Genomic DNA, 21,012 nt, shown 5'->3' with positions numbered 1-21,012 from the left:
GCGAAGCGCCCCGTGCAACATGTCGGCTGTGGCGGGATTCCAGCTAGGCCAGGGGTTCCGAGTCGGCGGCCTATGAGCGCTCTATGCATCCAAAGGGGACGAAATCCGTAGCCGGGCGGTGTCACGGTCAACCGGAATTCCCAATGTCAACAGCCCGTTCGAGAAAAAATCCCCGATGCAGCTAACCTTACGATCGCAGCTTCGTAGTGAAAAGTGGTGTTCGGAACGATCCAGGCGCTGGAAGGCGCGACATCCGCAAGCAGTCGTCACATCCGGTCAGGATCATTCGCACACCTAACTTGGGTGCTGCGGGATGCACAGAGCAGCCCGCTGGCAGCTAACGCTGAAGGTACCCCCCTATTCCCTTTGACGACTCACAGGAATACGCTGAGGAAGTTAAAACGGGGGTGCACAAGTTGCTGGCGGGAAACTTGCAACTGGCCATCGGGGGAAACGCTAGCTGGCATGGCGCTGATCGTCTCGCCACTGGTTAATCGCCTGGGCCTAGACATTCGCTGCCTGAAAGGACCGTCGAAGGGGCCGGTCGCACTTCAGTGATTGCTGGATTGGACGACGTGCGAGCGACTAGGGCTTACGGGCTCACCCAACTCGCGCAGGGGGGATATTTCTATGCGCTTGGCCGTCTATGGCACCGGCTATCTCGGCGCCACTCACGCAGCTTGCATGGCCGAACTGGGGCATGACGTCATCGGAGTCGAGATCGACCCGAGTAAGTTAGCGAAGTTGCGTGCGGGTGAGCTGCCATTCTTCGAACCCAGTCTTACCGAACTTCTGCAAGCACAGCTGGGAAACGGACGCCTGCAATTCACCGACTCGTACGCTGAGACGGCTAACTGGGCGGATGCGCACTTCATATGTGTTGGCACACCTCAGAAAAAGGGCGAGTTCGGCGCTGACATCTCGTATGTCATGACGGTCGTGGAAACGCTCGCTCCCTTGCTATCAGGAGACACTCTGATTATCGGAAAGTCGACCGTGCCAGTGGGAACGGCCGTGCGGCTTGCCGAGGTAGCGCAAGCTCTCGCTCCAGATGTCACCGTTGAAATATGCTGGAATCCGGAATTTCTCCGTGAGGGACATGCCGTGGAGGACACCCTGCATCCCGATCGCTTAGTTGTGGGCGTCGAAGCGGGCGGTCAGGCGGAGGCGGTCACGCGCGAAATATACGCACCGATTGTTGACGAAGGCGTTCCGTTTCTGGTGACGAATCTTCCGACGGCCGAGCTCGTCAAAGTGTCGGCTAACGCCTTCCTCGCGACGAAGATCTCGTTCATCAACGCGATCGCTGACGTGTGCGAGGCGGCGGACGCGGACGTTGAGGCCGTCGCCGACGCCATCGGGCACGATCCACGAATTGGACGGCAATTTCTCAACGCAGGCTTAGGGTTTGGTGGCGGCTGCCTCCCCAAGGACATCAGAGCCTTTATGGCACGGGCGGGTGAACTGGGCGCTGGTAGCGCGCTGACTTTCCTGAGGGAGGTCGACACCATAAACATGCGGAGGCGCACGCGTATGGTTGAGCTAGCGCGCCACGCATGCTCCAATTTCATTGGAGCGCGGGTTGCGATACTCGGCGCGGCCTTCAAGCCAGAGTCAGATGATGTTCGCGATTCGCCGGCGCTAAATGTAGCCGGGCAGATCCAGCTGCAGGGCGCTGCGGTCACTGTCTACGATCCACAGGCAATGGACAACTCTCGCAAGCTCTTTCCCACGCTTGACTACGCCACGTCGGCGCTTGATGCGTGTCGTGGCGCGGACGCAATCCTCGTCCTGACGGAGTGGAGTGAATTCACCGCGCTAACCCCTCAGGCGGTGGGAATGGTAACCGAAGGGCGCAACATCATTGACGGCCGACAATGCTTGAAGCGTTCAGTTTGGGAGAGCGCCGGCTGGACATACACGCGTTAGAAGGAAGAGGCTTAAGTACGCCAAAGCCAGTACTCTTGTCTAAATCACATTGACTCCGAATGTGTGGCATTCCAAGATGGCGACTGCAGGCCGTATTGATACGACTATGTGTTGGCGCGGCAAGGCAGTGGGCAGTTTGCCAAAGCGGACGCAGTTCACATCGCGGAAACTAGGGCGGGCGTCTGAGCAAGCGTCGGGACGGTCCGCCGCACTCCGGAAGGATCTGACACTGTGCGACCGCTCAACGCGGCCCAGCAAGTCTGGAATCCATAGGTCATTTCGACCGAGCGAGAATGGCGCGTGTCTCGTACCCATGGCACTGAGTGCTGGCGCGGCAGGATTGACCTCAGTCTGTATTCAACCTCCGCCGGTCATGGTCTCCGGCACGCGGCTGTCCTCTTGCTGTGGCAAGATTTGATTCGTCGGCGACCTGAAGTGTCGGCCGACCTGGGGGTCTAACGAGGGTGTGGCTTGTGATCGGCGAACAAAATGGGGGTAAGTTCATTGACTATTCTTGTGACCGGAGTCGCGGGTTTTATAGGCAGTACGCTAGCCGAGCGATTGATAGCCGATGGAGCTGAAGTCGTCGGCATCGACAACTTCAGTGACTATTACGATCGAGAGACGAAAGAGTCAAACCTGTCTCGAGTGTCGGGCGCTCCCGGCTTCACTCTGGTTAGAGACGACCTCAATACCGTCGACTTGAACGGCATCTTGGAGGGAGTAGATGTCGTATACCACCAGGCCGGACAGCCTGGTGTGCGAAAGTCATGGGGCGACGACTTCGCGCAATATATTTCCGACAATATATCAGCAACGCAACGCCTTCTTGAAGCAGTTCGTCACACCGCGCCACATCTGACACGATTTGTTTATGCGTCGTCGTCTTCGGTTTACGGCGATGCTGAACGTTATCCCACTCGAGAGTCTGACAGGCCGCAGCCGCGTAGCCCATATGGTGTCTCGAAACTGGCCGGCGAACACCTCGTCAATCTCTACGCAGCGAATTTTGGAATTCCTACTATAAGTCTGCGCTATTTCACCGTTTATGGGCCGAGGCAGCGGCCTGATATGGCTTTTAATCGGTTCATTTCCATGGCGCGCCGTGGCCAGCCGTTGCCGATCCATGGCGACGGAAATCAAATCCGCGAGTTCACGTACGTTGACGACATAGTCGAAGCGAACGTGCGCGCAGCCTCATCTCCTACCGAACCAGGGTCAGTTATTAACCTCTCTGGCGGCACGGCGAATTCGTTAAACGATGTTTTGGCGCTGCTCGAAAGGATACACGGAAAGCCTCTGACCCTAATTCGAGGAAAACCGTCCCTAGGCGACGTATTACGCACTGGCGGTAGCACCGAACAGGCGAGGGTCCTACTCGATTGGGAGCCAAAGGTTACGATTGAGGACGGCTTAGTACGTGAGTACGACTGGCTGGCGGCGCGGGATGGATAAGCGTACCGCCGCGACCGCGCTTCACTCGGAGATTGAACAGTCGGCACGTATAGGTCGGGCTTATCGGGCTCCTTATCGGGTGGTATTCGTAGTCAACAACGATCGATTGTTCCTCAGCCATAGAACCACTTGGGGGGCGGCTCTCAGGGCCGCCGGCGCTGAGGTGACGATAATTGCCGAAGACACCGGTGAGGCCGGGTCAATCCGCGATCTCGGGTTCGATTTTATAAATCTGCGTGTCGGGCGCGAAACGTCAAGTCGTCGCGTGCTTCTAGTATCGGCCTGTCGAATCTTAGTCACTCTGCTTAGCATGAGGCCACATGTGGTGTTCTTAAATGCGCAGGTTGCCTACACGCTCGGATGGCCGGCTGCACTTTTCTTGAGGAGGTGCAGGTTCATTCGGGTCGTTGGCGGCATGGGGCGGGGCCTAGACCCGGCGGTGCTAAAGACCGCAGCAAGCCGAATCGTTCAGTTGTCCGGAAAGCTAGCTTCTCGCCTTTCCAATGTATTCACATTATTCCAAGTTGATCATGACCGTGCTGAGTTCATCAGACTTGGGATCTTAGCCGAGGTTAGGCGATCGCTGGTGATTCCCGGCACAGGAATAGACGTAGACGCATGGCGTCGCGAGAATATGCGAAATTTCGAGGCTCCCATTATCTTATACGCGTCGAGGCTGTTCCGCGAAAAGGGAATATATGAATTCGTCGAGGCTGCACAGAAATTGGGCGGCCGGGGCTGGCGATTTCAGGTGGCAGGCGACCCTGACCGTGGTGTCGACAGCGCGGTGACTACAGACGAGCTAAAGAGGTGGAGTCAGGACGACGCTGTCGAGGTCCTTGGTCACCGCAAGGACATGGCAAGTTTATTGGCTAGCGCCACTCTGTTCGTATTGCCGACACGGCATCCCGAGGGAACGCCAAAAGTACTAATAGAAGCCAGCGCATCTGGGTTGCCTTCGGTAGTCTCCGGGCACCCAGGCTGTTCGGCAGTGGTAGAACACGAAGTCACGGGCATTGTATTGGACACGGACCCTTCCGTGGCGGAGCTGGCAACCGCTATAGAGACCTTGGCATCCGATCCGTCCAAGGCCGCCGCAATGGGCGCTGCTGCGAGCAGACGTATGGCGGCTTCGTTTTCGCTGGAGGCCGTCTTAGACCGTCTGTTGGAATGGGAAGCGGTTGGAGCGTCACGCTTGTGAGGATCGGATGCAGCGGTCGAGTGAGCGAGATGTCTGGCATAGGGATTGTGCAAAAACATCTGTATGCGTTTCTGGCCGAAGGTGGCCACGAATTGGTGTTCAGTAAGCCACGTGACGTCGGTGGGGCACCGTATGAGCGGGTAATGGGGCTTATGCGGGGGTTTCGACCGGCCGTCGGGTCGGTGGATGTCTACCTATCGGTAGTACCGCCACTTCCCTACGGTGTGGACGCCCCCTTGCTGACACTTGTCCACGATCTACGCTGGCTCCGCACTCGCTCGAAGATCGGCACGGCCTATCGAGCGTGGGACCTCCGCCGCACGGTCCGCACTAGCGATTCACTTATATGTATCAGCGAGAATACCCGCACCAATCTTGTCGAATTTGTACCCACGGCGTCAAAAAAGGCAACCGTGCAATGGCTTGGCGCTGGGCTGATCCCAGATCGTTCGTTCGAGGAGAGCGACTCCGGGCTGGTGATGCTCGTCGGTGGCGCCCCCCACAAGTGCAACGAGCTAGCAGCCGAGGCGCTCTCCCGAGCACGTCCGGCATGGGTTCAAGGCATCATCGGAGTTGGAGTTAGTGAGAGGGTCCGTGACACCCTCTCCAATGTCTTTCCATGCGAGTGGCCTCGCAAGGTCTCTGAATCGGACATGATTGCGCTATACAGACGCGCGCAGTTTTTCATGATGCTAGGAACTGACGAGGGCTTTGGGCTTCCGTTCGTCGAGGCGCTCGCTGCGGGCTGTCAAGTGATAGCCACCGATCATTCGCTTACTCGGGAGGTGGTTGGCAGCGCAGGGACATTGCTCCTCCCTGGCGACGCCGATGCGGTGGCCCGCCAACTGCAATTCCGTCCCAGCGTCCCGGTCGCCGAGCGAGTCGGCCACGTGCAGAACTTTTCATGGCGGTTGTTCGGCGAAGCCTGCGAGGCGGCATTGATCAAAATACTGCATGAGAGCGGATCTCCGACTGCTCGCAACAAAGCAAACTGAAGCAGTCCGTTGGCTCGATCGAGGCAGCACGGATGTGGAGCTTCGAGAAGGCAGCTAGATTGACCCGCGGTCTCTACGAACCGGTGTCACAAGTCGACGGGAAGGTAAGTAGCAACTATAGGCCCTTCAAATTCTAGGTACTATAAAGCTTTCGCTGACTGGGTATCGTTCCGAGCGCGACACATCGAATCGGATCTGCTTGAGAGGAAAGAGCGGTCTCTTGATGAAACATCCTTCGTCGTCAGTAGTGGTTCACCTTTTTGCGGCGGCGGGTGGGGTAAGTCCGTTCGGTGCGGTAACCATCGCGCTAGGCTGGGAGTCTTCACGCTGTGAGCGCCTTTTGGCAGATCCCAAGCTTGGTGCCGAAGCAGCACGAACGATCAGACTCGCCGCAGTCCATGGTCAGACGTGACCACCTTAGGTCTAATTTTCGTCGTTGCCTACGCGCTCGGATTCGTCTTCGGGCGGCGTGTGGGCTTGCTCGCTGTGGCGGCGGCTGCCGTGCCATTCAACGATTCTTCCGCGATAATCTTCGGCGATATTACAATTTCACCTTTCTACTTGGGCATGCTTGCCTACCTTCCGCTCACGTACCTGCGTAATGGCGTCCCTCGCCCAGGATCGAGCCTCCCTGTCTTGCTTGGCGTTTGGGCGACCGCCATCACACTCGTAGGCCCTGCGCTATTCGCTGGTATGCCGGTGGTCGCCTCAGGCATGGGCCTTGACGAGCAAGTGAGCAGGCTGTCAGAACTGGGGTATACAAGTTCTAATTTTGCCCAGGTGACGTATCTTTTATTGAATCTTGCCCTGCTTGTCGCGCTCGCCAGTTCTCAAGACACGAAACGCTGGATCCCGCCAATAGCGGCTGTGGTCGGGACGTTGGTCGCCACACTCGCATGGTCGTTCGAGAAGGCCGGTATGGAATGGCCTGACGAAATTTTCCATAACAATACCCGAAATGCCTATGCCTATGTGGCCAGCCCACGCCTAGCAGCCCAGTTTTCAGAACCGTCTCATCTCGGCGCCTTTGCGCTGACGTCGGCCGTTATGCTAACGGCTATTGCTCTACTGCAAGAAACCCGACCGGTCGCAAAAGTAGTACTCCTAGCGCTGGTAGCTGCGGACGTTGTGCTGATAGTTGAGTCTGCATCGGCGACTGCACTGGGTGGCGCGGGCATATTTGCTTTGATCGCTATTTTGTGGGGTCTCTACCGTATGACTATTAAAGGCGGCAGGGTCTCACCGACTGGAATACTCACGGTATTGGTATTCGCAGCGTTCACAATTCTACTTATGCCGCGAGCGGTTGCACTTATAAACGATGTCGTCGAGTACAAATTGGCCCGGGGCACCTCCATCCGGGGCCGCGGGTCAGCCGATGCGAGCGGTTGGCGCGTCTTTCTTGACTCCGGCGCCCTTGGCGTAGGTCTGGGGTCCAATCGATCGTCTTCACTGCTTATCTTGCTCCTCAGCGCCGGCGGTCTGCTAGGAACATTGTTGTTCTTGCTGATCATGGGCAGGGCCATCCGCGATGGGCTTCGCGAGCGAACGCGCATCCCTTGGGCAGCAGGACTTGTCGTTCTTCTTCTGGCGGAGTTCTTCTCGTACGCAGATTTGGTGTCTCCGATGATGTGGCTCCTGGCCGGCTTCTGTTGGAATGCATCGGCAGTGTTCGAGGGGAGACCAAAGCAAGTGAGCCGTGTTCAAGCTCGCTCACAGACGGATACGCAACTGGTAGCTGAGCCGTAGTACGAAGTGTTCTTGTGCAACCGGCTGTTGTAGGGGACGTTTGCTCTGCGCAATATTACTCGATTGCCGAATTAGTATGTGGACGTTTTGAGATTTCCTAAGGCTCCGGTCGATCCCCTAAGAATGAATTAATCCGAGACTGTCAACCCGCCATCAGATATTGACGTGCGATCTCCGTGATCCAGAAACACATCGGCAGGGCGGGGACCCGAGCCTATATTCGCCGCAACGACACTGTCGTCACTCGGCGGTTCGATCCTGATCCACGAACTCCCTCGGTCGCCTCGAAAGGTGTTGTCCCGAATAATTGTTTTGTCGCTAGATTGCACAAGTAGGTGCTCGACAGCGTCGGACGGAGTGAGCGCGTTGTTGAGGAGGCGGTTGCTATGCACAACAGCTGCCTCGGACTTGTAAATAAGGATTCCTTGATATTCGTTCATTTGCACCGTGACATCATTGACCTCAGGCGCTGTGCAGTTGGTCAAAAATATCCCGCGACCCTTTCCGAGTTCTACAAGCCCGCCGGTGACGACCGGTCGTTCAACCGATCGCAAGAAGATCTGGCCCGATTTTCCGTTAGGATCGTCGTCAAAACCGGAGCCCCGCACAGTGTTGCCGGAAATTAGTGGAGCCTGGATTGCAGCGATGTGAATGCCATTTGTCTGGTACGTTGTGAGCTTTTGACTAGTCAGGCCGCAATCGACGACTTCGTTATCGCTGACGACCAAGTTACTTACCGGGCCAGGATTGGCGGAAATATATATCCCGCAGCCGGCGGTCCCATGAATAGTGTTTTTCTCGATAGTTAAACCATTGACGTACTGGCCCTCATTCGGCTCGCAATCTATTCCGGACCCAGGTCCGTTCTCCGCATTCAAGGTCGAACCCGTATTGGATATCGTGCAATTTCGAACAACGCATCCATCAACGAAAAATGGTGCGATGCCCTCACGTCGACAGTCGTCGACATTTATTCCGTCTATGAGAACGTCGTAATTGACGCTCGTTCCGTCGCCGATGTAGATGCCATCGCCCCATGCCTGCTTCAGTAATAATGGGCCGAGCACTTTGATGTTCGATGACCCCCCCGTGATGTGTATCAAGTGGGACCATTCTCCGGTGGTCCCAGTGTGGGTGAGAACATCCCCAAGTAGAGTGCCGGAACCTTCGATGGTGACATTCTGAACGGGACCGTCGCGCCCGATGTCAATTAGTCGGCCAGTGCTGTTCCCGTTGGGTTTGACACTTAGCACAGCACCATCCTCAACTATGATGCGTGTGCCGGATCGAGGTGATATACCACCGATTCCAGGAGAAGGGTCAACTGTCCAACTCTGGCCCGACGTAAACACCACTTCGCCGGGTCCTTCATCCAGAATCGCCTGGATCACAGCGCTGTCGTCGACACCATTCGTCGGTGGTACGACCCGCATTTGGCCTTCTGCGCTTGCTCTGGCAACGATGGTCCTACCAAATCCCGCACCGGCCAACGCGAGCACGCCCAGAGCGCTATGCCTCAAGAATTGTTGACGGTCCATGAACCCTCTATTGCTGGAAAATGCCTCAGGCATACACATCCCTCACGGATTAATACTTCCCGTTGCTCCAGATGTTCGGGCTTCCGGTGCCGGCCCTGTAGGAGGCTTGATCGTCGCGTCAGGCATCAGACGTCATGGTCTGTTGCCAGGGTAGTTGTACGGGCGGCCGTCAGCAATGTGAGGAGGCTTGAGGGCGCTGTCATGGGCGGTCATCTGTCCTGCGACGTGGATGATGACAGAAACCTGTGAAATGCGGAGACAGAGCTTATGGCGGTGTCACTAAGCCACCCGGGGCTACATCGTTTGACAGGAGCGTGTTTTCCTCAGCACTCGCGTCTGCCAGCAACGCCGAACGGCCGCCCTTCAGTCCTGGATCTATGAAGCGCTGGGTTGCCTGCATGCACCTTGGCGACCTGGCGTGAGGAGCGCCCTTGGATGCGTCCGACAGCCCATCTCAGGATGAAATATGCCAATTTTGCTCAAAGTTATCCGCAATGTCCCCCTTACAGTTGACTTGGCAAGTCGCGTAGCCTGCAGTTCGACTCGAACGGACTTAGATAGAAGAGCCTTATCGTTCATGCTCCACGTGCTTCGGTCACCTCTGCCCGAACCGACCAGCGGCGTACTGGTTGTCGAAGACAAAGTGCAGAATCAAGTCAAAAGGTATGCCGAGAATGATCGTGCAGGACTGTGCAGATCGCGAGTCGCTTCCCACTTTTTAGAATTTGCATGTTTGCCGGCGCGGCGATCACTCTCAAATACTTACTGCGGCTGCGTCTGGCTTGCCCGGTAGCCGCAGACACCTCTGAGAAGCTGTGGGTTCCCTGATCCGTCATGACATTGGAAAGTGCTGATGCTAGGTTGGGACGGTCGTCACGCCTCATGCGCGACGTCGGGCTCACTTACAGATTGCCAAAGTGGGCGAGGGGGCGCTGCGAGTAACGCGCGCGTTGAATGGGGGGTTTTACTATGCAAAAATTCACCGTCCGTATTGCAGGCGTGCTCGTTGCACTCGTTGCGGCCGTTGCAACCTTTGGTGTGGGTACATCCGCAGCTAAAGATCCCTATATAGGCTCGACTTACGCGCAAGCATCAGGGAAGATTGCCGAGCGCGGCGGAAATCCTGTGATCTCTACGGTAGTAGGGGACCAACTCTCTACGGATGAGTGCATTGTAACGTCTTGGAGGAAGGCTACTTTCGCGAAGACCGACAATTTTGACCACGGCAAGGATTACTTGCTCTCGATCAACTGTTCCGCCAAAGTTGCAAAGGCTGGAGTTCCAGGCAACTCGCTGGCCTCACCGGAGGGGCAAAAACAGAAATCGCTAGACGAGCAGGCTGCGGGTATCAACCGGAATCATACATGGTGTGAAAAGAACCTCGATCGTTGTGAAGCATTCTGCGAGAAAAATGACGGACTCTGTTCTAAAGAGGTTATGGCGTTGTTCTGATTTTGTGCTCGCTGAAGGTCCTGACAATAGTAGGCGAAGCGACTCGCCTTCCCTAGCCGGCCTTAGCGGAGTTCAAGGCTGCGAGTTAGCCACGTTGATCAGAGCGGTGAGGTGACTACCTATTCGCCTGTCGATACGCGACGTGTGCACATCGACCCCGATGAATGGGTTCGCGCGGCTCGACGGCATCGCTAAACCTTGCTGTTCCGGCTTGTGGCCAGCGTCTGAGAGCGTCGCTTCTTTTTCGACTTTCCATATTGGTTTGGGAATGGGCGGAGGTCTGCCCCGAACGGATGGCCGTGGTTGGCTATTTGGTCCGATAGCTGCGCAACGCCATCGTCGCGCGATTATCGGCGACCAGTCCTAGCGTATTTGGGCGCCGAGCGGCGAGGGTAGGGACCCAACAACCCGAGACCTGCCGCACACGGCGGGTGCTTGGAGTCCAATGACCCCGGTCAAGCCTGCAATTTTGCAGTAGCAGCGGTCATCACGTCCGGCACGCGCCGCTTTCGCTGCGTGGTGCTGGAGCTACGGTCGCTTGGGCCAGCGGTCCGAGACCTTCGGGTGCCATTCTTTCCAAGCAGAACGAGGTCACAGAAATTCACTAGATCGCTGGGCGGGTAGCTTCACGCAGACGCTTCAGTCCGTATACGACAAACCAAATATTACCGACCAGCATCGCGGCGGTTGTGCCGCCGATAAACACATATACCTGCCCTGTCATTTCGGCAAAAATTGCCGACACGATACAGATGGCGACAGAGAGGCAAAGGTATGGCAGGTCAATCGTAGGAATGCCGATACCGTTCCCAACGAAGGAAATGGGTGCCGCGGTTGCTACTGCTCCGTGAGTTACCAGAAGCAGCAAGAATGCGGCCCATGCGATGTTGATGCCTGTGATCGACGGTAGTAATGCATATAAAAGTGCTGCACCGGCCGAGACTGCGGCGAGTAGAATGGCCGTGAAGCGCATCGAGTAAGTCACGCTAGCTGTCAGCTCCGCGTCTGAAGAGGCCCGCACTCTCGCTGCGTCGAGGCCGACAATGAACGTCAGATTCTCGGCAAGAAACCGCGGTAATGCCGCTACGCGCCAGGCGATCTCGTAGGCCGCCAAGACTGACGGTCCACCGATGGCCCCTACAATCCACCGGTCTGCCTGCATAAGAAAGCCGCGCAGCACGTTTGCTATCGTGCGAGCCCATGCGTAGGTCTTGACCGAAGCAACTCCAGCTGTTTCGATCTGCCAATCAGTGTCTAAATGCCTGTGGACCGGACGGATCAACACTACCGATCCAATCACGCATCCAGCCACCCCGGCTACCAGCCACGCTATTGGTAGGGCCCAGGCAGTGCGCTCTGTAATCAAAAGTAACAACGCAATTGCGAGTGCCGTAGCTGCGTGTACTAGAAGAAGCGTATTGCGCAAAACGAACCGACGATCGAATAGTGCCACCTGAGCCTGAAGCTGGATCACGCTCCGTAGTGCGGAGCCGCATGTGATCGTCGCGATAGCGCCCACGCCAGAGAGGAATGGAAAGGATTCGCCGGCATCCGTTCGGGAGAACGGGATCCAGGCGCACATACTAAGCAAGCCCACCGCCGCCGTCCCTATACAAGTCATAGCGGTCGCAGCTATAAATGGCTTGTTGCGGTTGCGCGGATCAAGTCGCGAGGCAAGATAGGCTGGTCCGCCGAAATCAAGTGATAGCGCGAGGGTCGAAATTGATCCGAGGATACTCCACATCGCGAACTGGCCAGACGGAAGTAAAGCTGCGCCAGCCAAAGGAAGCGCAAACAGCGGTAAGGCGCTCGTCACTGGGCCAGTTGCGCCCTTGACCATCTGAGCGACTAGGCCGCCGCGCTTCTGTTCAGATTTCGACTTCGTCAACTTCTCAAGTTTCGAGAGATGGGGGAGAACTGCCTACCTCCACGCTGCGGAGTACCACCGCATCAGCAACTACACGCTTCTGCGCGTCTGGAGCGGCCGCAGGTACGAGATGTGCTCGGCCAGTTTCGTAAAGACCGACGCCTAGGTTCCAACGTGGATGGCTCGAGAGCAACGCCTCCCAGTCGTGAATGGTCATTCCGTTCCCGCGCGAGTCGGCGTCCACCTCTGCGTCAAATTTGTCAGAAGGATCAAGGAAGCCGTAGGGGTTTTTCTCGAAATCGCGATGGTCACGTAAATCGACTTTATGTATCTGCGCTGCCTGACCATTTTCGCGGGATTTAAGCGCATCCAGTAGCGCGATCATAAGCGATGGCTGGATATGCTCCAACACACTCGTCGACACCAGTAGATCAAACTTCGGTACTAGAGACGGCGAGGCAATGACGTCGGCTGGGGCAATGTATCGGTAACCTGGAGGAAAGCCGTTGTTTCCGCCCTGTGCCCAGTCGGTCAGTTGAGTGAGTCGATTCGTTGAGTCGATCTCTAGTGTTTTAAGCTGTCGTGCTATGCGGCTTGCATCGGCTGCGCGTACGGCCCGGGCAATTTCGCGAGGTTTGGCAATGTGGTTGTAGTCGACTCCGTAGACTTCGCTCGCGCCCATTAACCACAGCGCCAGCCCGTCTGTCGGCACGTAGCCTGCGCCGAAGTCAATGCACGTTTTGCCCGCCACAGCTTTGGCCAGATCTAGGCCGAGCGTCCCAAGGATGTCGTCCAGCGCGCGGTCCAGTCGCTTTTTCCCTAGGGCATCTTTCCGAGCAGTGATCCCGTCAAATGTGCTACTTCGATGTCCCTCGGATTTGAGTGCCCGCTTGAGCGCGGTACGCCATGAAGGTGGTAAACGACGGAATCCCGAATGCAGTCCACCGTATAGGCTGCTCAATATACCGCTCCCATCTTCGTGAGCCTCATTCTACGGGGCCGCCGGGGGCAACCTGTGCGTTGCCCGTGTTCCGCGTGACGTGGCTTTGGGTGTCCTGCGTAGGGGACACCTGGCGACTGCTTGTCGACTTTGACGCTCCGCCATATCCGTAGTAGCCGTAGTTGTATGTGGAATGACCGCGTTCAGGGGTCATCGTAAATATCGCTCCAAGTGGCGTCGCACCGACATCGTCAAGGTTGCGCATCGCATGAGCCAATTGATCACGCTTAGTCTGACCAAATCGAGCGATCACAAGCACACCGTCGGAAATAGTGGAAATCACCGCGGCGTCGGTCACCGCGAGCAATGGCGATGAATCTATGATGACGTAGTCGAAATTATCACGCAGTTCGCGCAGAAGTTTTTGTGCAGCCTTTGACCCAAGAAGTTCGCTTGGATTGGGCGGTATTGCTCCCGAAGTCAATACCGTAAGCCCAGGAAAGGAACTCTTTTGCAGCACTTCGGCGAGGGGTGCGGCACCGCTAAGGACTGTGCTGAGTCCCACCTGGTCCACCAGGTTGAGATAGCTGCCCATCTTAGGTTGCCGCATATCGCCATCCACCAGCAATACGTTATGATCTGCCTCGGCCAATGACAGTGCAATATTTATAGCTGTTGTGGTTTTCCCCTCGTTAGGTAGGGAACTAGTAACGACAATTATTCGTGGCGGATTATCCACAGACAGAAACTGCAAGTTTGTTCGGAGTTTTCGGAAGGCCTCGGCTATTGCGGTGTTATCGGTCGCGAACGACACTGCAGGATTCTTACGCCGCTCTTTGTCGGCTGGGATGCTACCAACGACGCTTACGCCGGTAATTTCCTCGAAGGGCTGACGGTCCTTGATCGTGTTGTCAAGGAGGTCGCGGAGCACGGCGATGCCTACTCCCAGTAGTAGGCCGAAGGCCAGACTAATGGAAATGTTTCTAACCGGCTTAGGCGTGACCGGCCGTTCGGGAAGCGATGCCCGCTGTTCTACTACAACTCGAGAATCTGGAACTCCGCTTTGCTCAGGAGTTTCCAACTCTCTCACCATTACGACGAATTCGTCAGACAGGGCGTTAGCAATGTCGCGCGCTTGTGTGGGCGACACATCAGTGACCGATACGTCTATGAGAACCGTGTCTGGCTTCGCGCTCGCCTTTATGTTTTGTTGCAGTTCTGCAGAACTGATGCTTAAGCCAAGTTTATCGATTGTGCGCTGGGCTAGGGTTTCGCCTTTTAACAGTTCGGTGTAGGAAAGTACCCGCTCCTGGGAGTAACGATTGCCTTGATATGCTTCGTTCGCGGTTGTACCAGCAGTGGCCGAGACGAAGAGTCTGGTCGTCGCCTCATACAACGGGGTGGTCAAGAGCGTCACCGCGACTCCGCCAAGTATTGCAACCACTACCGTTGCGCAAATCGTCATCCAGCGCGAACGCAGTAGTTTTGCGAAGTCTTGCAGATTCAACGTTGGCCCCCTCATGACTGGTCGCCCAGCCTCCCGTGCTTCGGCATTCGACACCGCGGTTGCGGAGTTCCATCCTCGAAGGCTTCTGAACAGCCCTTAGAACAGGGTTAGAGCAAGTAAGACGAAGCCCCCCCAGATACTTCTCCGGCTCTAAGCCATTCAGCTTCTCAACTCCCGGCCCAAATACTACGGGAGTTGCAGCATCCGGCAACAACACAACGGAAGTTGCTTCGCTTGTGTTCAGGTTGCGTTCCGCGAGTACGGATTCGCCGAGTGGGAACCCTTACATCCCATCGCAGCGGAAGATCAGCACGCCCTTGATTCCATGGTCGGCGATACTCGCGCCTCCTTCGAAGGCCAGAGCACCGCTTCTTCCTCGGGCTGCAGCCAGGTACGGAGTACGTGCTCGATGGAGAATCGATCAGAGTCTTTCGGCACGACCGATACTTCTGACATACGACTTACGCAACAAACTTCACCGGCACGACTGTCTGTCGCGGGTTGCGCTCTATCCGGAGCAGGTTGGCACCAAAACTGTCGGAGTCACATTGTCGATCAACGGCTGAACCGGTACGCGCGCAGCACCCGGAGCCGACGGCTCGGAGAGCCGGAATGTTAGAACGGCAGTCTTGCCGGGCGGTATTGCCACTTGGGCTTCGAAGCTGGGGTGGCCGCGCTCCGCTGCCCCGAAGACACGGATCCTTGTGTCATTAGCGAGGACACCAATTAGTTGCGCACCCTTGGTAGCAAGAAGGCGGACCGAGGTGACCATTGTTCCCTTAGGAAGATCATCTGCGAGTCCCGTGAACAATCCCGCTCGACCTGCGACGTAATCCGACAAGGGTGTTGCATCGGCGAGAGTGTTAGTCAACCGAACCGTAACGGTTGACAGTCTTGTGTCGTCCTCGCATCCGTCGGCGACGTACTCGATCTGCCGCTTGAGGTAGTAGTCCATCTTGTTGCCGCCCAGGTTATTGATTACGACTCCGGCGTACGGCGCGGGATCGTCTGGAACCTCATGGGCAAGCGGCGTTTCCTCTAGAAGTGTTTGATTGGCAATCGACGAGCTCCAGACCGCAATTCGGCGCTCGCTAACTGCTCGACCCAAGGCATCGAACAGCTTGCGAGGAGACTCCACCGGACCGCTGACCTTCTTGACCACCTCACTAGCAACATCTTGAAGATATTGCTTCCGTGCGAGTTGGTCTGTAGGGAACCGGTCATACACAGTCGACTCGGTCAATTCGACAACATTGGCTTCAGTAATTGCTTCGCCACCTGGCATCGCCACAGGACCGGTAGCGCCAAGGATGTAGCTCAACGCGACCGGGTCGATAGCGATGACTCCGTCGACGTCCACTCCAGACTGTTGGGCCCACATCGACTTCCAGATCTGCGCCGCATAAGGAAAGTGCGAGCTCTGATTGCTGTTCTTGAAATCAGTGGTCGGTTTCGTGAACCCGTACTGCTGGTCGAAATCTTGGCCGAGGCTGATAGGTGTAAACGGCTTGTCGAGGTCGTTGTTCCGCCCCAGCGTGTCCACGCTAGGCTTTCCGTCGTCGAATCGTAGGATTCCGAATCCCCCGAGGAAGCCCCCGGTGCCTCGCGCTTCGGCGTTGGTCTGAAAACCCATGAAATAACTGCGCGGCCCGTCGGCGCCCATCATCGACGGCGCCAGTTTGGCAGCAAGGGCGGTGCCTCCGAGCAGGTGTGCGACGTCCGATGTCTGGGCTTGCAGCTTTGACCGAGCATCTCCGAGCGCGGATATGTACCGCGGGTCCGAAATCGCGTTGGCGTCAGCGTCGAGCCGGGCCGCGGCTGCCGCGATTTTGGCTAGCGCTGGCTCTTCTCGGCGCAGCGCCTCCACATCCAGCCGGCCGTCAGCCAACAGCTGACTCGGTGCGACGGTCGCGCCGGCATCCGCCGCGGGCGTCAACACCTCGGCTGTCAGCCCGAGCACCACGTCGGATATCTGCTGACCGGTCTTGAATGGGCTGCCCAACCACGGCACCACGGAAGCGATCTTCCACGGCAAGCTGTGCGTCGCGTTCCGAGCCGCCTGTGCGTGAGACTGCGCATCACCTGCAAAGCGCGTTGCGTCAGCCGTATTGCCCTGCAGCAGAGCATCTTTGGTCTGCTGCGCGCTTGTGCGGGCTTGCTCGAGATTGGTCTTGGCTGTTTGCGCTCGGAACCCGAGCCAGCAGCCGAAGGCGATGACGACCACCAGCACCGCAAGCCCTGCCCAGGCAACAGGGCGCCGCCTGAGTCCGCGCAGCCCCTCATGATCGTCGTCCGTGATCCCAGCAGCGTCGTCTGTGACCGAGTCGTCGTCAGACCGACGGCGTGAAAAGAGGCCCACTCAGTACATTCCCCGTGTTCCGGTTGCAGTCTGCACCAGTAGAACAGCTACAAAAGTTGGCCAATGAAAAACAACTCGCCAGATGCCCGCTGGCATTGACTGGCGAGTTGCCTTCCAACCTTGTTTCTACTGAGCGGTCTGGTATGGCCCGACCTGGAAGGTGATGGCGATCTGGTTCGCGAAGGCGCTCACGCCGTTGCCCACGTTGGTGAAGAAGGTGCCGATCGGACCCGGAAGAACGCTGCCGATGACCTTGAAGAGCTGACCGGTGCTCGCGGCCACGACGTAGGCGGTGGTTCCGATGAAGACGACCGCCCCTCTGATGATGGATTGCGTACCGGCGGCGAATCCCTGCACCGCGTAGCACCCGATCGAGAAGTCGACCGTCGCGCAATTCACCGGCGCCGCGGAGGGCGTGATGACCGGATCGACGAGCGCCGAAATGGAATTACCGACGTTCTGGCTGATTGTCGTGACGTTCGGAGATGCATAGGCCATGGTCGGCGCGAGTGCAGCCGGCGTGAGCACGGTGGCGGCGGTGAGTGCCGCTGCGGCGGCGCCTACCTGGAACTTTGTGTAGCGAGTGGCAACGGTCGACATTTCTCCCCCAGCTGTTTGACCAAGCTAATTGCGATAAAGATCCCAGACTGTGAGCCTCTTGTCAACAGGAAACGCGGGCTGAGGTGGGACGATGATGGGCACAATGTGGCCGGGAATCTAGAAAAGCGCTGTTCCGCAGGCCCGCTGTGCAAACGGAATTGGCGCTTGTCTTGCGGAGCAGTAGCGCAGGGTTAATAATCATCGAAGCTAGCGCCACCGGGGGGTGGTGTCCGTGGCCGGCGCAGGGGGACTCGAACGTGATTGCTTGGTTTTTCATCTACGGGGCCGGAATCTTGCCGGCGCTTGCAGCTATGTCGCTGATCGCATTTGTGCGTCGCGAATCCCATCAGATGCCGCCGCGCGCTGTAGCCCAACTGACGATGTCCGCCAGTCTCGTCTGGCCATTGTTGGCGGTCGCGGGAGTCCAAATCGCTGGGCTGCTGATTCTCAAGACTGCGCTCGGCTTGGTTCGTAGCGGTGGCGACAAATTGCCGCCGACCGCTGACACGGATGCCGCGCCGATGCTTCAACCTCTCGCCGCAGCTGCCGCCTGAGGCAACGCCGCGCTCGTATCTTCAGCAACTGCACAGGTTCCTGACACGACCGTCAATCGGCCCCTCTGGCGCCCAGCGCTGTGCGAGCATTCCCGATGGGTCAGCGCTCGCGAGGCCCTTGGGCGCGGTAGGTGGAGGTCGGTACATGCGTCGCACGGTTCGTTCAATTGGGGTCCTCTTCGTCGCGATGCTCGGGGCCGTCGGCCTGGTTATCGGCTCGGCCTTCGCGGCCGCGTTGGCCTTTGGTGCAACCGCACTGATCGTGCCCGGCACCGGAACCCACAACATCCTTCCGCCGAACGCGGTCATCGGCTACAAAGAGAACGCGGCCGACCGTTACATCAACGTCTCGGGCCAGCCTTGTACCTCGACCGACGGTTGCAACCTTGTTGGCGTCGACTATCCGGCGAGCTTCTTCCCGTTGGCCATCATTCCGGGGTGGTGCCCAGGGCTGAAGTGCGACACCTGGGACAAGTCGGTGGGAACTGGCGTCACCAACCTCGGCATTGCGCTGAATACGGCCCTCGGCCCGGACCCGTCGAGTACGGACCCGATCATCATCTTCGGGTATTCGCAAGGCGGAGCGGTGGTTTCGCAGGAGATGTACAACATCGCCGACGAGGACAAGGATCGCATTTCCGTCGTCACTATCGGCAACATCAACAACCCGCTTGGGGCGTGGTCGCGGCTGAGCTTCCTACCCCACATTCCGTTTTTGAACATTTCGTTCGGCCCGCAGCTGCCCACGGACATCGGCATCAAGAGCACCAACTACAGCTTCGAATACGACCCGGTCGGCGACGCTCCGCAGTACTGGGGCAATCCACTGGCGGTGCTGAACGCGTTGGTGGCGTTGGAGTACGTGCACGGCTACTACCTGGATCCGACGACCAACTCGCCGAAGGACTCGCTGCCGTACGGGTACGACGACGGGACGTTGGCGACCGCCATCAAAGACGCGCCGAAACGGGAACATGGCGACGCCACGTTCGTCCTCATCCCTCAGCAGGGGGCGCTCCCGCTGTACCTGCCCGTCCTCGACATCGGAAAGCAGCTGGGCATCAGCGGACTCGTCAAACCGCTTGTCGCACTTCTCAACCCGGTGACCAAGTTGCTCGTCAACCTCGGGTATGACCGGATCACCAATCCTGGCATCGCCCGGACGCTGTCGATACTCCCGTTCAACCCGCTGACCTTCAACCCGGTCGACTTCTCCGTGAAGTTCGTGGCCGCGATCGCACAGGGCATCCAGGATGCGATCGCCGGTGGCGCGTCGTTGACCCCAGCCAAGACACCGGCGACGACGCTCGCCGCCCGCAGCGCCGCCCCGCAGACCGTCGAGCCCGTCGAGACGAAGAAGGTCACCCAAGTCTCCTTGAACTCCAGCACGCCCGGTACCGACGTGCCGCAGGCGTCGGGGGAGAAGGGCTCCACGGATCTGGACGCCGACGCGAACGCAAAGGCAGCGGCGGAAAAGGCTGCGGCCGATGCCAAGGCTGCGGCGGAGAAAGACGCTGCAGACAAGGCTGCTGCAGAGGCGAAGGCGGCTCAAGAGAAGGCCGACGCCGACGCCAAGGCTGCCGCGGCGAAGGCCGCCAAGGAGAAGGCTGCTGACGAAAAGGCCGCTGCCGACAAGCTGAAGGCCGCTAAGGAAGCCGCCGAGAAGGAGCAGGACGCCGCGGCGAAGGCTGCCGCGGACAAGGCGAAGGAAGCGGCCGACAACGCCAAGGCAGCTGGTGCCGCAGGCGACAGCCCGACGAAGGTCACCGGCACAGACACCGGCACCACCGCCGCTCCCGCTCAGGACACGGGCGCCGGCGACACGGAGAAGCAAGCCGCCTGACCCGACGCGGATACGAAAGAAGCCCGGCACTCCGTGAGGAGTGCCGGGCTCTTTTCGTCCGTGACCGTCAGGCGACGGTGGCGGCGCCAGGCTTGAGGTAGGTGACCAGGCTGACGTCGATCGACTCGTCGACGAAGTAGTACTGGCACCCCTTGAGGTACTTCATGTACCGGTTGTAGTTCTCCTCGTCGGTCGCGGCGATCGCCTCGTCCTTGTGGTTCTCCAACGCGGCGGCCCAGATACCGAGGGTCTTGATGTAGTGGTTGCGCAGCGACATCGCCTCCGGCACCACGAAGCCGGCCTTCTCGCCGTGTTCGACCATCATCTTGGTGCTCGGGATGCGGCCGCCGGGGAAGATCTCGGTGATCATGAACTTGATGAAGCGGGCCATCTCGAAGGTCAGCTTGCGACCGCGCGCCAACAAGTCGTCGGGGTGGTAGCCGACGCTGCTCTGCAGCGTCATCCGGCCGTCGTCGGGCATGACGTCGAAGCACATCTTGAAGAAGTCGTCGTAACGCTCGAAGCCGAAGTGCTCGAAGGCCTCGATCGACACGATGCGGTCCACGGAGCTGCCGAACTGCTCCCAGCCCTCCAGCCGCACGTCGAACTTGCGGTCGCTGTCGAGCTTGCCCAGCAACTGTTCGCAGTAGGCCTGCTGGTTCTTGCTCAGCGTCAGTCCGATGACGTTTACGTCATACTTCTCCATCGCGCGCTGCAGCGTCAGACCCCAGCCGCAGCCGACCTCGAGCAGCGTCATGCCCGGCTTCAGGTCGAGGCGGTCGAGGTGCTGGTCGACGTTGGCGATCTGCGCCTCGGACAGCGTCGCGTCCGGGCCGGTGAAGAACGCGCAGCTGTACTTGCGCGTCGGATCCTGAAACACCCCGAAGAAGTCGTCCGACAAGTCGTAGTGAGCTTGAATGTCCTCGAAGTGCGGCGTCATGTCCTTGATGCCGGTGTTGTCAGCCATAGTTCCTGCTGGGCCTTTCTTCATCGCTGCAGCGGGTGCGCAGATGTGTCGTCGTC

At 58.1% G+C, this 21,012-nt stretch carries 15 protein-coding genes; 8 read left to right on the top strand and 7 right to left on the bottom strand.

What is annotated here, in order from left to right; all coding sequences use genetic code 11:
* The first annotated feature begins 624 nt into the window (after window positions 1-624).
* The 5 genes from ASD37_RS08160 to ASD37_RS08150 all read left to right on the top strand — a co-directional run bounded on the left by ASD37_RS08160 (window position 625) and on the right by ASD37_RS08150 (window position 7,329).
* Window positions 625-1,929 (top strand): UDP-glucose/GDP-mannose dehydrogenase family protein, encoded by a 1,305-nt coding sequence (locus tag ASD37_RS08160; RefSeq protein ID WP_235568059.1) that lies wholly within the window; start codon window positions 625-627, stop codon window positions 1,927-1,929.
* A 504-nt stretch (window positions 1,930-2,433) separates the two neighbouring features.
* Complete coding sequence (locus tag ASD37_RS30885) at window positions 2,434-3,384, top strand: NAD-dependent epimerase/dehydratase family protein (protein WP_156720793.1); 951 nt, start codon at window positions 2,434-2,436, stop codon at window positions 3,382-3,384.
* Window positions 3,377-4,585: a glycosyltransferase gene (locus ASD37_RS30880; protein WP_082570032.1), complete on the top strand. Its 1,209-nt coding sequence runs from the start codon at window positions 3,377-3,379 to the stop codon at window positions 4,583-4,585. Before ASD37_RS30885 ends, ASD37_RS30880 begins: the two co-directional genes overlap by 8 nt.
* A gap of 29 nt (window positions 4,586-4,614) precedes the next feature.
* Window positions 4,615-5,580 (top strand): glycosyltransferase, encoded by a 966-nt coding sequence (locus ASD37_RS30875; protein ID WP_235568058.1) that lies wholly within the window; start codon window positions 4,615-4,617, stop codon window positions 5,578-5,580.
* A gap of 408 nt (window positions 5,581-5,988) precedes the next feature.
* Window positions 5,989-7,329, top strand: coding sequence for an O-antigen ligase (locus ASD37_RS08150; RefSeq protein ID WP_056550463.1), 1,341 nt, complete (start codon window positions 5,989-5,991; stop codon window positions 7,327-7,329).
* A gap of 128 nt (window positions 7,330-7,457) precedes the next feature.
* Here ASD37_RS08150 and ASD37_RS30870 read toward each other — a convergent pair whose 3' ends face one another.
* Window positions 7,458-8,900 carry a right-handed parallel beta-helix repeat-containing protein gene (locus tag ASD37_RS30870; protein ID WP_162253244.1) on the bottom strand — a complete coding sequence of 481 codons (1,443 nt, stop codon included), beginning with the start codon at window positions 8,898-8,900 and terminating at the stop codon, window positions 7,458-7,460.
* Between the two features lie 936 nt (window positions 8,901-9,836).
* On the opposite strand from ASD37_RS30870, the gene ASD37_RS31380 reads away from it, so the two are divergent.
* On the top strand, window positions 9,837-10,319 hold the full coding sequence (locus ASD37_RS31380) for a hypothetical protein (RefSeq protein ID WP_156720792.1): 483 nt from the start codon (window positions 9,837-9,839) through the stop codon (window positions 10,317-10,319).
* Between the two features lie 604 nt (window positions 10,320-10,923).
* On the opposite strand, the gene ASD37_RS31375 is transcribed toward ASD37_RS31380, so the two are convergent.
* The 5 genes from ASD37_RS31375 to ASD37_RS08135 form a co-directional block, all read right to left on the bottom strand.
* A complete protein-coding gene (locus ASD37_RS31375; RefSeq protein ID WP_156720791.1) occupies window positions 10,924-12,207 on the bottom strand; it encodes an oligosaccharide flippase family protein in 1,284 nt (427 codons plus the stop codon).
* 4 nt (window positions 12,208-12,211) lie between these two features.
* Window positions 12,212-13,147 carry a hypothetical protein gene (locus tag ASD37_RS31370; protein ID WP_156720790.1) on the bottom strand — a complete coding sequence of 312 codons (936 nt, stop codon included), beginning with the start codon at window positions 13,145-13,147 and terminating at the stop codon, window positions 12,212-12,214.
* A 25-nt stretch (window positions 13,148-13,172) separates the two neighbouring features.
* Window positions 13,173-14,633, bottom strand: a complete 1,461-nt coding sequence (locus ASD37_RS30865) for a polysaccharide biosynthesis tyrosine autokinase (protein ID WP_082570068.1) — start codon at window positions 14,631-14,633, stop codon at window positions 13,173-13,175.
* A 508-nt stretch (window positions 14,634-15,141) separates the two neighbouring features.
* Window positions 15,142-16,863, bottom strand: a complete 1,722-nt coding sequence (locus ASD37_RS08140; RefSeq protein WP_235568014.1) for a DUF4012 domain-containing protein — start codon at window positions 16,861-16,863, stop codon at window positions 15,142-15,144.
* A gap of 255 nt (window positions 16,864-17,118) precedes the next feature.
* Window positions 17,119-17,592, bottom strand: coding sequence for a hypothetical protein (locus ASD37_RS08135; RefSeq protein WP_056550456.1), 474 nt, complete (start codon window positions 17,590-17,592; stop codon window positions 17,119-17,121).
* A gap of 257 nt (window positions 17,593-17,849) precedes the next feature.
* On the opposite strand from ASD37_RS08135, the gene ASD37_RS08130 reads away from it, so the two are divergent.
* Window positions 17,850-18,146, top strand: a complete 297-nt coding sequence (locus ASD37_RS08130; RefSeq protein ID WP_056550451.1) for a hypothetical protein — start codon at window positions 17,850-17,852, stop codon at window positions 18,144-18,146.
* 145 nt (window positions 18,147-18,291) lie between these two features.
* Complete coding sequence (locus tag ASD37_RS08125; RefSeq protein WP_082570028.1) at window positions 18,292-19,989, top strand: PE-PPE domain-containing protein; 1,698 nt, start codon at window positions 18,292-18,294, stop codon at window positions 19,987-19,989.
* A gap of 67 nt (window positions 19,990-20,056) precedes the next feature.
* On the opposite strand, the gene ASD37_RS08120 is transcribed toward ASD37_RS08125, so the two are convergent.
* Window positions 20,057-20,956 carry a cyclopropane mycolic acid synthase family methyltransferase gene (locus ASD37_RS08120; RefSeq protein WP_056550449.1) on the bottom strand — a complete coding sequence of 300 codons (900 nt, stop codon included), beginning with the start codon at window positions 20,954-20,956 and terminating at the stop codon, window positions 20,057-20,059.
* Window positions 20,957-21,012: the final 56 nt, after the last annotated feature.

Source organism: Mycobacterium sp. Root135 (assembly GCF_001426545.1).
In the GTDB taxonomy this organism is placed as follows: domain Bacteria; phylum Actinomycetota; class Actinomycetes; order Mycobacteriales; family Mycobacteriaceae; genus Mycobacterium.
Note: the sequence above shows the minus strand (reverse complement) of the source record. Positions and strands in the feature narration are given on the sequence as shown.

What these genes read in the sequence shown, in the direction of transcription:
- ASD37_RS30880 (WP_082570032.1), top strand. Translation starts at nt 3,377, where the DNA reads ATGGATAAGCGTACCGCCGCGACCGCGCTTCACTCGGAGATTGAACAG.
- ASD37_RS30875 (WP_235568058.1), top strand. Translation starts at nt 4,615, where the DNA reads ATGTCTGGCATAGGGATTGTGCAAAAACATCTGTATGCGTTTCTGGCC.
- ASD37_RS30870 (WP_162253244.1), bottom strand. Translation starts at nt 8,900, where the DNA reads ATGCCTGAGGCATTTTCCAGCAATAGAGGGTTCATGGACCGTCAACAA.
- ASD37_RS31380 (WP_156720792.1), top strand. Translation starts at nt 9,837, where the DNA reads ATGCAAAAATTCACCGTCCGTATTGCAGGCGTGCTCGTTGCACTCGTT.
- ASD37_RS08135 (WP_056550456.1), bottom strand. Translation starts at nt 17,592, where the DNA reads ATGTCGACCGTTGCCACTCGCTACACAAAGTTCCAGGTAGGCGCCGCC.
- ASD37_RS08125 (WP_082570028.1), top strand. Translation starts at nt 18,292, where the DNA reads ATGCGTCGCACGGTTCGTTCAATTGGGGTCCTCTTCGTCGCGATGCTC.
- ASD37_RS08120 (WP_056550449.1), bottom strand. Translation starts at nt 20,956, where the DNA reads ATGGCTGACAACACCGGCATCAAGGACATGACGCCGCACTTCGAGGAC.